The 11,088-nt window shown below is 74.4% G+C and carries 4 protein-coding genes and 3 pseudogenes; 1 reads left to right on the top strand and 6 read right to left on the bottom strand.

The features are described from left to right. The 6 genes and pseudogenes from IG05_RS50690 to IG05_RS0128960 form a co-directional block, all read right to left on the bottom strand. Nucleotides 1-2,503, bottom strand: a pseudogene (locus tag IG05_RS50690) (type I polyketide synthase); the annotation flags it as partial. Nucleotides 2,504-3,685: 1,182 nt separating this feature from the next. Then, nucleotides 3,686-5,173: pseudogene (locus IG05_RS50685) on the bottom strand (class I adenylate-forming enzyme family protein); the annotation flags it as partial. 176 nt (nt 5,174-5,349) lie between these two features. Beyond that, nucleotides 5,350-6,543 (bottom strand): cytochrome P450, encoded by a 1,194-nt coding sequence (locus IG05_RS0128975; RefSeq protein ID WP_030346977.1) that lies wholly within the window; start codon nt 6,541-6,543, stop codon nt 5,350-5,352. A gap of 95 nt (nt 6,544-6,638) precedes the next feature. Next, nucleotides 6,639-7,274, bottom strand: coding sequence for an FMN-dependent NADH-azoreductase (locus IG05_RS0128970; RefSeq protein WP_030346976.1), 636 nt, complete (start codon nt 7,272-7,274; stop codon nt 6,639-6,641). A 225-nt stretch (nt 7,275-7,499) separates the two neighbouring features. After that, entirely contained in the window at nt 7,500-8,696 is a 1,197-nt protein-coding gene (locus tag IG05_RS0128965; RefSeq protein WP_051790371.1) for a helix-turn-helix transcriptional regulator, read from the bottom strand. Nucleotides 8,697-9,538: 842 nt separating this feature from the next. Beyond that, nucleotides 9,539-10,372, bottom strand: a complete 834-nt coding sequence (locus IG05_RS0128960) for a LytR/AlgR family response regulator transcription factor (protein WP_030346974.1) — start codon at nt 10,370-10,372, stop codon at nt 9,539-9,541. Between the two features lie 144 nt (nt 10,373-10,516). Between IG05_RS0128960 and IG05_RS45815 the strand changes: the two are divergent. Continuing rightward, a pseudogene (locus tag IG05_RS45815) lies at nt 10,517-10,690 on the top strand (DNA mismatch repair protein MutT); the annotation flags it as partial. Nucleotides 10,691-11,088: the final 398 nt, after the last annotated feature.

The following is an 11,088-nucleotide window of genomic DNA, read 5'->3' as shown; positions in this document are numbered from 1 at the left end:
CAGGGAGCCGGTGACGACCGCCTCCGTCCCCGCCTCGTCCACGATCTCGCTGACCGGCTGCACCAGGACCGGGTGAGCGCTGGACTCGACGAACACCGAGTGACCCTCGGAGAGCAGAGCAGCGATGGCCGGTCCGAAGCGGACCTGACTACGCAGGTTGCGGTACCAGTAGGCGCCGTCGAGGACGCCGGCCTCGCGCACCCAGCCGCCGGTGACCGTGGAGTAGAACGGCACCAACGGCGCCTGGCTCACACGCAGCCGCGATCTCACCCTGCGAATGCCCGACCACCGCATCCGGTACGACCCCGACGGACGCCCATACGGCGGCCAGGGCGACCATCACGGCGAAGCTCGCCGGCTGGACCACATCCACCCGGCCCAGCAGGTCCGCCTCGCCGCGCAGAACAGCCGTCAAGTCCCAGTCCGTCCACGGCTCCAGAGCCCGGGCACACTCTTCGATCCTGGCGGCGAACACCGGCGAGGACTCCAACAACTCCCGCCCCATCCCCAGCCACTGCGAACCCTGACCCGGGAACACCAACACCGTCCGCCCAGGCGCCCCCGCCGAACCGGCCACCACCGCAGGACCGTTCTCGCCCCTGCCCAGCGCGCCCAGCCCCGCCACCGCCTCCTCACGGGAACCGGCGACGACCACGGCCCGCTCCGACAGCACCGCCCGCCGGGCCAGCGCCCCCGCGATCCCGGCCGGCAACACCTCCGTGTCCCCGGTGAACGCCGCCAGTCGCTCCGCCTGCGCGGACAGCGAGCCCTGCGACGCCGCCGACACCACCAGCGGGACCACACCGTCGTAGGCCTCCGGAGTGGTGACCGGCTCCTCCGGTATCTGTTCCAGGATCACGTGCGCGTTGGTGCCGCTCACGCCGAACGAGGACACGCCGGCCCGGCGGGGGCGCCCGGTCTCCGGCCACTGCCGGGACTCCGTGAGGAGTTCGACGGCGCCCACGGACCAGTCGACCTGGGAGGAGGGCGCGTCGACGTGCAGGGTGGCGGGCAGGAGGCCGTGCCGCAGGGCCTGGACCATCTTGATGACGCCGGCGACTCCGGCGGCGGCCTGGGTGTGGCCGATGTTGGACTTCAGCGAGCCGAGCCAGAGCGGTTGTTCGCGGTCGCGGCCGTAGGCGGCCAGCAGGGCCTGCGCCTCGATGGGGTCGCCGAGGGTGGTGCCGGTGCCGTGGCCCTCCACGGCGTCGACGTCGGCGGGGGTCAGCCCGGCATCGGCCAGGGCCCTGCGGATGACGCGCTGCTGGGAGGGGCCGCTCGGGGCGGTGAGGCCGTTGGAGGCGCCGTCCTGGTTGACCGCGCTGCCCCGGACCACGGCCAGCACGCGGTGCCCGTGGCGGCGGGCCTGCGAGAGCCGCTCCAGGACGAGCACGCCCGCGCCCTCGGCCCAGCCGGTGCCGTCGGCGGCGTCGGCGTACGACTTGCAGCGGCCGTCGGCGGCCAGGGCCCGCTGCCGGGAGAACTCCACGAAGGTGCCCGGGGTCGCCATGACGGTGGCGCCGCCGGCCAGGGCCATGGAGCACTCGCCACGGCGCAGGGCCTGCGCGGCCAGGTGGAGCGCGACCAGGGAGGAGGAGCAGGCCGTGTCCACGGTCACCGCGGGGCCTTCGAGGCCGAAGACGTAGGAGATCCGGCCGGAGGCCACGCTGGAGGCGGTGCCGGTGGTGACGAAGCCTTCGAGTTCCGCGGGGAGCCGGCCCCCGGAGCCGTAGCCCTGGCCCATGACTCCGGCGAACACGCCGACGTCCGTGCCCTTCAGGGCGTGCGGGTCGATGCCCGCGCGTTCCAGGGCCTCCCAGGAGGTTTCGAGGAGCAGTCGCTGCTGGGGGTCCATGGCCAGCGCCTCGCGGGGCGCGATGCCGAAGAAGCCGGCGTCGAACCGGCCGGCGTCCGGCAGGAATCCGCCCTGGCCGACGTAGGAGGTGCCGGGTTTCTCCGGGTCGGGGTCGAACAGGCCGTCGAGGTCCCAGCCCCGGTCGGTCGGGAAGTCCGTGACGGCGTCCCGGCCGGCGGTCAGCAACTGCCAGAGGTCGTCCGGGGAGTCGACTCCGCCGGGGAGCCGGCAGGCCATGCCGACGATGGCGATGGGTTCCTGCGGGTCGGTGTCCGCGGCCGGCTGTTCGGGGGTGGTCGCGGTGCCGGTCGGGCCGAGGACGGCGGTGCGCAGGTGGGCGGCCAGCTCCCGCGGGGTCGGGTGGTCGAAGGTCACGGTGGTGGGCAGGCGCAGCCCGGTGTGCTCGGTCAGCCGGTCGCGCAGGGCGACGACGGCGACGGAGGTCAGGCCCAGGTCGCGGAAGGCGCGGTCGGCCGGGAGGGGTGCCGCGTCGGGGCCGTGCAGGACGGTGGCCGCCTGTGCGCTGACGAGACCCTCGAGCAGGGCCAGTTGGGCTCGCTCGTCCAGGTCGGCGAGGCGTGCGCGCAGGGCGGCGGTGACGGTGGCGTCGGGGCGGGCCTGCGGGGCCGGTGGTTCGGCCAGGGCGCGCAGGAGCGCGGGGACCGGCCGGGACGGGTCGGGCAGGGCCGGGCGGGGGGCGAAGAGGGCCGGGGCCCGGCCGGCCAGGAGGACGTCGAACGCGGCGAGCAGGTCGGCGAGTTGGCCGGTGCCCCCGTCGGGCGCCCAGGTGAGGGTGGCGGCGGCCGGGCCCCGCAGCCGGCGGGCGTGGGTGACCGCCTCGGTGACGGCGCCGCGCACCGCCCGGTCCGGGTCGCCGGGTGCGCCCAGGGTCGCGGAGCCGTCGGTGACGGTGATGAACTCGGCGCTGTCGTCGAGGAGTTCGTCCAGGGTGCGGGCCAGTGCCGGGTCGTCGGCCGCGTGCACCACGGCGCCGACCGGGTGGGCCTCCGCCAGGGCGGCGGCCAGGCCGGACCCGTCGGCGGCGACGGCGCGGGTGCGGGTGCCGGCGGGCCAGGCGTCGGGGTCGGTGCGGTCGGTCGTGCCGGGCGCGTGGACGAGGAGCAGCCGGGCGGCCCCGTGCACAGCGGCGAGGTGGTGGGCGAGCGCGGCGCCGGCGGGCGTGTCCGTGCCGGTGACGACGACGGTGCCGGTGCGGGCGGCGGCGGGGCGGGGCCGGCCGTCCACGGGGGTGCGCAGCAGCCGGGGCACCAGCAACCGGTCGCCGCGCACCGCGAGTTGCGGTTCACCGGAGGTGACGGCGGCGAGCAGGGTCCGCGGGTCCGGGCCGTCGGCGTCGAGGTCGACGACGGTCAGCTCCCGGTGTCCGTCCGCCTGGAGCGACCGTACGGCGGCCCACAGCGCGGCGCCGACGGGGTCGGGCGTGGTGTCGCCGGCGGGCGTGGCGTGCCGGGTGAGGACCACCAGCGGTCCGGGGGTGCCCCCGCCGGTCATGTGCTCGGTGAGGAGGCGGGCCTGGGTGAGGGGGTCGGCGGAGGCGGGCGGCGGCAGCAGGACGGTGAGGCCGGGGGCCGTACCGGCCGCGGACGCCAGGTCGGGGTGGAGTTCCGCGGGGACCCCGGCGCCGCGCAGGGCGGCGGTGAGTCCGGTGGTGTCCTCGCCGGCCACGGCGCATCCGGCCGGGCCGGGGCCGTCGCCGGCCGGTGCCGGGAGCCACGCGGGGGTCAGCAGGGCGTCGTGGTGGCCGTCGGCCGTGTGGAGCGGCCAGTACGGCTGGGCGGCGAGCAGCCGGCGGACGATCTTCCCGGAGGCGGTGCGCGGGACGGCGGCGGCCTCGTGGATCCGTTCGGGGAGCTTGTAGGCCGAGAGCCGGGCGCGGCAGTGGGCGAGGACGGCGGCGAGGTCGATGCCGTCGGGTCCGGGGACCAGCCAGGCGACCGGCACCTCGCCCAGGGTGTCGTGGGCGGCCCCGGCCACGCCCGCGTCGGCGACCCCGGGCGCGGTGCGCAGGACCGCCTCGACCTCGTCGGGGTGGATGTTCTCGCCGCCGCGGATGATCAGGTCCTTGAGCCGGCCGCAGACGGTGAAGTAGCCGGCCTCGTCGCGGCGGGCCAGGTCACCGGTGCGGAACCAGCCGTCGCGCAGCGCGGCCCGGGTCGCGTCGGGGCTGTTGTGGTAGCCGACCATGACGTTGGGGCCGCTGACCCAGACCTCGCCCTCCTGCCCGGCGGGCACGTCGCGCCCGGTCGCGGGGTCGACGATGCGGACGTCGACGCCCGGCACGGGCAGTCCGCAGGAGCCTTCGACGCGGGCGCCGTCCGGCGGGTTCATGGTGATCGCGCCGCAGGTCTCGGTGGAGCCGTAGGCGTCGACCAGCGGGACGCCGAAGGTCTCCTCGAAGGAGCGGCGCAGCTCGGAGCCGGTGACGGCGCCGCCGACGAGTCCGATGCGCAGGTCGGGCAGGCTGAGGCCGGTGCGGCGGGCGGTGGCGACGAGGTGGTGGTAGGTGGTGGGCACGCCGGCCAGGAAGGTGGCCCGCTCGGTGCGCAGCAGGTCGAGGACGTCGTCGGCGGAACTGCCGTCCGTGAGGCGGGCGGTGGCGCCGACGGAGGTCACGGACAGCACGCAGGCGATGTGGGACAGGCTGTGGAAGAGCGGCAGCGGCCACAGCACCCGGTCGTCCGGGCGCAGGTCCGGGACGGGGACGTAGCTGGCGGCGACCGACCAGAGGCAGTTGCGCTGGGTGGACAGCACGCCCTTGGGGCGGCCGGTGGTGCCGGACGTGTAGAACATCCAGGCCACCTCGTCCAGGCCGAGGTCGTCGGGAGCGGGCGTGCCGGGGTCGGTGGCCGCGAGCTCGTCGTAGGCGTGGGCGCCCGGCGGCACGTCGGTGGCGCCTGCGATCAGGACGGTAGTGTCCGGGGCGGTGTCCGACACCACCTGAAGAAACGTCACTGCACTGCCTGCCCCGGCGAGCACGAACCGTGCCCCGCTGTCGGCGAGGAGGTACTCCAGCTCGGCGGGCGCGGACCGCGGGTTCACCGGCACGCCGACGCCGCCGGCCCGCACGACCGCCAGGTACCCCTCCACCATCTCGACGGAGTTGCCGAGGCAGAGCGCCACCCGGTCGCCGCGGCGCAGCCCGAGGCGGACGAGGTGACCGGCGAGCCGCCGCGTGCGCACCTCCAGCCCCGCGTAGGTGACCGCGCGCCGGCCGTCGGCGAAGGCGACCTTCTCCGGGATGCGGAGAGCGTGCTCGTGCAGCGTGACCGCAAGCGGTGTGACCAGGTCGGAACGCACGCCTCGGACTCCTTCCACAGGGCGGCAGCGGGTACGGCCGACCCCCCCCCGCAGGACGGGGGGGAGGCCGGGCGGGGGTGGGGGGGGAGGGGGGCTGGCCCGGCCCGGGCGGCGGCCCGCCGTACCGCCGGACCTGGTCGAGCAGGGGCGGACGTACGGTCAGGGCACCCGGAGGCTCACCAGGCGACCGGGAGGCTCTTCAGGCCGAAGACGGACCCGCGGGTGCGCAGCGGGACGTCCTCGGCCGGCGTGGCCGCCCGCAGGTCGGGGAAGGCCTGCAGCAACGCGCGCAGGCCGGTGCGGAGTTCGAGGCGGGCCAGGTTCTGGCCGACGCACTGGTGGATGCCGTGGCCGAACGCCAGGTGTCCGGCGGTGTCCCGGCCGAGGTCGAGGTCGGCGGGGCAGCCGTACTTGGCCGGGTCGCGGTTGGCGGCCGGCAGGGACACCGTGACGGTCTCCCCCTTCTTCACCAGCTGTCCGTCCAATTCGACGTCCTCCAGCGCGGTGCGGAAGATCTCGTACTGGTTGACGGTGACATAGCGGAGGATCTCCTCCACCGCCGCGTCGACACGGGACAGGTCGGCGCGCAGGGCGGCGAGTTGCTCGGGGTGGTGCAGCAGCGCCATGACGCCGACACTGAGAGCGCTCTCGGTGGTCTCGTAGCCCGCGAACAGCAACAGGGCCACGATGTTGCCGAGTTCCTCGTCGGTCAGCTCGCCCGCGGCCAGCAGCCGGCTGATGATGTCGTCACCGGGCTCCTGGCGCTTGCGCGCGATGGTCTCCCCGATGAGCACGCCGACCTGCTGGAAGACCGCCATCGACTCCTCGGCGTCGCCGTCCGGGTCGTGGGTGATGGCGGGCGCGTCGGCGTACCGCTCGCGCTCCTCCCACGGCAGCCCGACCAGGTCGGACAGGACCCGCAGCACGAGCGGCCTGGCGAAGGCGGTGATCAGGTCGGCGGACGCGCCCTGCGCCCGCATCTCCTCGATCTGCCCGGCGGCCACCGACTCGACGTGCGGGGCGAGTTCGGCGATCCGCCGCACGGTGAACTCCCGCGCCAGCATCCGGCGGAACCGGGTGTGGTCCGGCGGGTCCATGTGGATGAACATGCCGGGCATCGCCGGGAACTGCGGTACGGGCGCGCCGTACTTGGTGACGGGGAAGTGCCCGATCTCCAGGCTGTGGCTGAAACGGGGGTCGCTCAGGACCTCCCGGACGATCCGGTGGCTGGTGGCGAACCAGCCGATGTGACCGTCCGGGTAGGCCATCCGCGTGAGCGGGTGTTCCTCCCGCAGCTTGTCGAAGATCGCGGGCGGGTCGAAGTGATGGGTGCGTGACCAGACGTCTTCGTAGGACAGCATCTCGCTCATGAAGCACCTTCCCCACAGTATGTGCGAACGTATCCGTCCGCGGAAATCCGCACCCGTGCCCGGGGTGCGCCCGCCCGCGATGGTGGTGCCACAGGTCAGACGGCCAGCTTGCGCAGGCTTTCCCGGGCGTCGGCGAGGGACTTCTCGCCCAGCGGCTTCAGCTGCGCCATGGCGGGCACGATCGCGGCGAAGGTCAGCTCCGCGTGCACGAACCTCAGGTTGTCGGCCAGGCCGATGGCGCCCAGCACGGCCCGCAGGTAGGGCTCCTGGTAGTCCCAGCCCTCACGCGGGGTACCGGGGGCGTAGGAGCCGCCGCGAGCGGTGACGACGATGACGTTCTTGCCGCTCAGCGCGCCGGACTCGGCACCCGGGGGCACCATGTGCGCCGGGGTGACCAGGCGGTCGATCCAGGTCTTGACGGACGACGGGATCGTGTAGTTGTACATCGGGATGCCGAACACGATGGTGGTCGCCTCGCGGACCTCGGCGTGCAGCGCCTCGGTGAGCGCCTGCTCCTCGGGGGAGACGCCGTGCAGGTCGCCGGTCGGGTCGAAGAGCCACTCCCGGATCTCGTGCGTGATGTGCGGAACCGGTTCGGCACCGAGGTCGCGGTAGGTGTAACCGGCGTCGGGGTGGTTCTGCCGCCACTGGGTGACGAACTCGGCGGTGAGCTGCCGCGTCACGGACTCGCCGGAGCGGATGCTCGCGTCGATGTGCAGAAGATGGGTCATGGCATGACTCCTGGCCAGTCGGTACGGCTGTCTCGGCGACCCGCCCGGTGCCGCCCGGCCGGCGCTCGCCGGCGGTACGGCACGACACGGTGCGGAACGGTGCTTCCCTTGCTGGAGGCTACGTGGGGGGACCGCCGCGGCGGCATCCCTCAGGTTGGTAGGGCGGGGATGGTGGGGGTGGCGCGGAGCCGTCACCTGCGCTGACGGTCCCGCGCCGGCCGGCGGCTACCCGGCCTGCCGGGCGGCCACGGCGGGCCGGACCAGGAAATCGGGCCCGGACTCCCGTACGTGGTCGCCGCGTTCCTCCACCAGGATCCGGTTCCAGGAGCGGGCCAGTTCCACCCGGGAGGTCACGTCGAGCTTGCGGAATATCTTCTTCAGGTGGAAGGCCACCGTGTGCGGGGAGATGTAGAGCTGGCTGCCCACCCGGCCGTTGGTGAGCCCCTGGCTGACCAGTTCGGCCACCGCGAACTCGGTGTCGGTGAGTCGGCTGACCCGCGTCCGGCCGCGGGCCGGCCGGCCGCCGTGGTCGTCCAGTTCCCGCAGCCGGCTCTGCACCCGCGCGAGGTCCCGGGACGCCCCGGCGCCCAGGTAGGCGTCGGCCGCGCGCCGCAGCAGGTCCACCGCCCGGTCGCGTTCCGCGACGCGCACGGAGCGCACCCGGCTCGCGTCCTCCAGGGCGGAGGCGCGCGCCCAGGGGTCCAGGTGCCGCTCCGACGCGGCCTCCAGGGCGTCCGCGTCGCGGGCGAACAGCCCCGTGGCGTGCTCGGCGGCAGCCTGCACACTGCGGAAACTGCGGTTCATCAGCGCGAGCCGGCCCATCGTGCGCACGGTGTGCTCGGCGAGTTCGGTGTCGCCGAGGCGCTGGCCGGCCCGGACCAGCCAGGGCGCCGCCGCCGGCTGGGAGACCAGCAGGTCGCGGGTGAGCACCTCGTCGTGGAGGATGCCCTTCAGCAGGTGCGCCACGCTCTCCATGCCGTCGCGCGCCTCCAGGGCCTGGGCGGCGGCCCAGACGCACTGTCCCGGCATCAGGTTCTCCTGTCCGAGCAGCGCCGCGTCCCGCAGCCGGTTGGCGTAGAGCAGGCCGGTCGTCAGGTCAAGGGCGCGCACCGAGCACACGGCCATGACCACGTGCCCTCGTGGGGGGAGCCCGCGGTTCCCGGCCTGGGCGGCGAGCCGGAGCCCGGCTTCGGCCGCTGTCGTCGCCTCGGTCAGTCTGCCCCCGGCGAGATGGATCTCCGCCTCGCACAGCCGCAGCGCGGCCTGTGCCTCGGGGCGTTGCGCTCCGGGGTCGACGCACCGCGCACCGGACTGCGCACCGGGCTGCCCGCCGGTGAGGAGGCGTTCCGCCGGCCGGAGGCCGCGGACACGCGTGAGCAGCGTGGCGTACCAGATGCGCGCCTCCAGCGGCGCCTCGCGCACGGGGAGGTCCCTCCCGGCCGGTTCCGACGCGGCAGCGGCTAACTCCATGCTTTCGCCGAGTCGTCCGTCGAGCCAGAAGAGTGCTGATTGTGCGACAGAACGTCCTGGCTCGGAAGACGATTCCAGAAGAGTTTGCTCGCTGATGACTGAATATCGCGGGGGCACTACAAACCTCTGACGTGTAATCGGGTGGCGTTCTGAACTCGTGGGGTGTCGCTCTGACCCGTCGATCGTTTCTTCCGGAATCGCGCACACGCTGCTCCCGTCGTCCCCCGTCGCGCATGTGGCCCGGCCGCTGCGGGCCGCCGGTGGTGACCTGCCTTCTGGCACGAGCGCGCACCTCACCGCTCGTGCGTCGGTGCTCCGGCACAACCCGGTGTACTGAAGGACATCAACCAACCCCCCTGGCCTGTGACCCAGTTGTCCGTGTTGCCTACACGTGTGGTGAAACGCAGTCGCGCACGAACGTCACAAGGCTGGCGAGCAATTTCGATCTCGCCACCTACTCGCCGGTCCTTTCGCACAACGATACGTATTCATTCGGTGAAGCACCATGAATCGCTGTGACGCTGCCGTTAACGTCCCTCGACGACTGACCCCGAGCGCGCCCCGCCGTGGACCCGGTTCACCATTCCCCCACACAAGTCCCATCCCTGCCCGCGCGGCAAGGCGGCTCGCCGTCCCGCTCGTCCCGGGAACTAGCCCTGCCCCTTCCGGCGCCCTCGCGAACGTGACCAACGCCACGGCGGGCAGGCGCCGTTCACCCGGTGACGGCGGGTCGGAGTTCGGCCACCATGGCCGAAGGCACCCGCCGGTCCGGTGGCCGTACCCTCCCGGCGGGTTCAGCGCACCCGGCCCGCCGCGCGGCCGGCCAGCAGGTCCCGCAGTTCCCGGGCGTTGCGCCGGCTCACGGCGAGCACCCGGTCGCCGATCCGTACCGTCAGGTTGCCCCCGTCGACCCGCAGTTCCTCGATCCGGCCGAGGGCGACGAGCCGGCTGCGGTGGATCCGCACGAAGCCGTGCGAGCGCCACTGCTCCTCCAGGGTGGACAGCGGTATCCGCACCAGATGGCTGCCCCGCCCGGTGTGCAGCCGCGCGTAGTCGCCCTGCGCCTCCACGTAGGCGATGTCGGCGAGGGGCACGAACCGGGTGACGCCGCCCAGTTCCACGGGCACCTGGTCGCCGCGGCGTGCCGCGGGTCCGGGGGCCGCGGGGGCCGCCGGGCGGGGGCCCTGCCCGGCCCGGACCAGCTCGGCGACCCGCCGTACCGCCTCGGCGAAGCGTTCCTTGCGCAGCGGCTTGAGCAGGTAGTCGACGGCCTTGAGGTCGAAGGCGCGCACGGCGAAGTCCTCGTACGCGGTGACGAAGACGATCAGCGGCGGGGCGGGGAACGCGCCCAGCATCCGGGCCAGTTCGAGACCGCTCAGGCCGGGCATGTCGATGTCGAGGAAGACGACGTCGAAGCCCTCCGCACCGTCCTTGCCGGGCTCTGGGCCCGGGCCGCCCGAGGCGTCCGCCCCTGTCCCGCCCAGCCGGCGCAGCGCCTCGCCGGCCGTGAGGGCGGGGACGACGGTGCCGACCCGGGGGTCCTCCCCCAGCAGGTACAGCAGCTCCGCGAGCGCGGGTTCCTCGTCGTCCACGGCCAGGACGCGCAAGGGCCCGTCGGTCACCCCCATGTCCGGCAGCTCCTTCCGTCCTCGGCCGCTCCCCCATGGTGGTCCCGCCGGCCGGGCGGCGTCGAGATCACGGACGGCGGTGTGTCCGTGCCGTGACCCGGTCATGATCCTCCGGTCCACGCACGAGCGGCACGAGGAGGCACCGTGACCGAGCCGAACCCCGAGAGGCGGGACACGTGCCGGGCGGGCAGGGGCCGGTTCGGGCCGCCGTACTCCGCCGGACTCCGGCTGCTCGCCGCGCACGTCCCGGCGCCGGCGGCCGGGCGGTGCCTGGACGTCGGCTGCGGTACCGGCGAACTCGCCCGCCACCCGGCCGCGTCCGGGCATCCGGTGGACGCCGTCGACCGGTCCGCCGTGGCGCTCGCCGAGGCCGGGCGCGCCGCCGGGGACGGGGTGGCGTACCGGCAGCCGGACGTCGGACACGACAGCCTCGCCCGGCACGCCGGCGATCACAAGGACATCCGTACCGCGATCGGCTTCCCGAACCGGCTCGACGAGAAGCAGCTCGGCCCGGGGCTCACCACTCGCCCCACCCGCCGGAGGTCGATCCGGTCCGCTTCCTGCTCCGGCCGCCGCAGGACGGTCGCGCCGCCTGCCTGCTTCCGGGCATGCCCGCCCACAGCGCCCGCGACACGGCCATGCTCGAAGGCGTGGCCGGCCTTCCTCCCCTGCGGGGCCGCCCGATGGTGCGGGGCGCCGGGTCTCCGGCTCGGATC

Origin of the sequence: Streptomyces sp. NRRL S-1022, assembly GCF_000720135.1 — a bacterium.
Taxonomy (GTDB): Bacteria; Actinomycetota; Actinomycetes; order Streptomycetales; family Streptomycetaceae; genus Streptomyces.
The sequence above is the reverse complement of the archived record's forward strand: the minus strand, read 5'-3'. Positions and strand labels throughout refer to the sequence as shown.

Excerpts from the sequence above, each read along its gene's own strand:
- IG05_RS0128975 (WP_030346977.1), bottom strand. The coding sequence starts at position 6,543 with ATGAGCGAGATGCTGTCCTACGAAGACGTCTGGTCACGCACCCATCAC.
- IG05_RS0128970 (WP_030346976.1), bottom strand. The coding sequence starts at position 7,274 with ATGACCCATCTTCTGCACATCGACGCGAGCATCCGCTCCGGCGAGTCC.
- IG05_RS0128960 (WP_030346974.1), bottom strand. The coding sequence starts at position 10,372 with ATGGGGGTGACCGACGGGCCCTTGCGCGTCCTGGCCGTGGACGACGAG.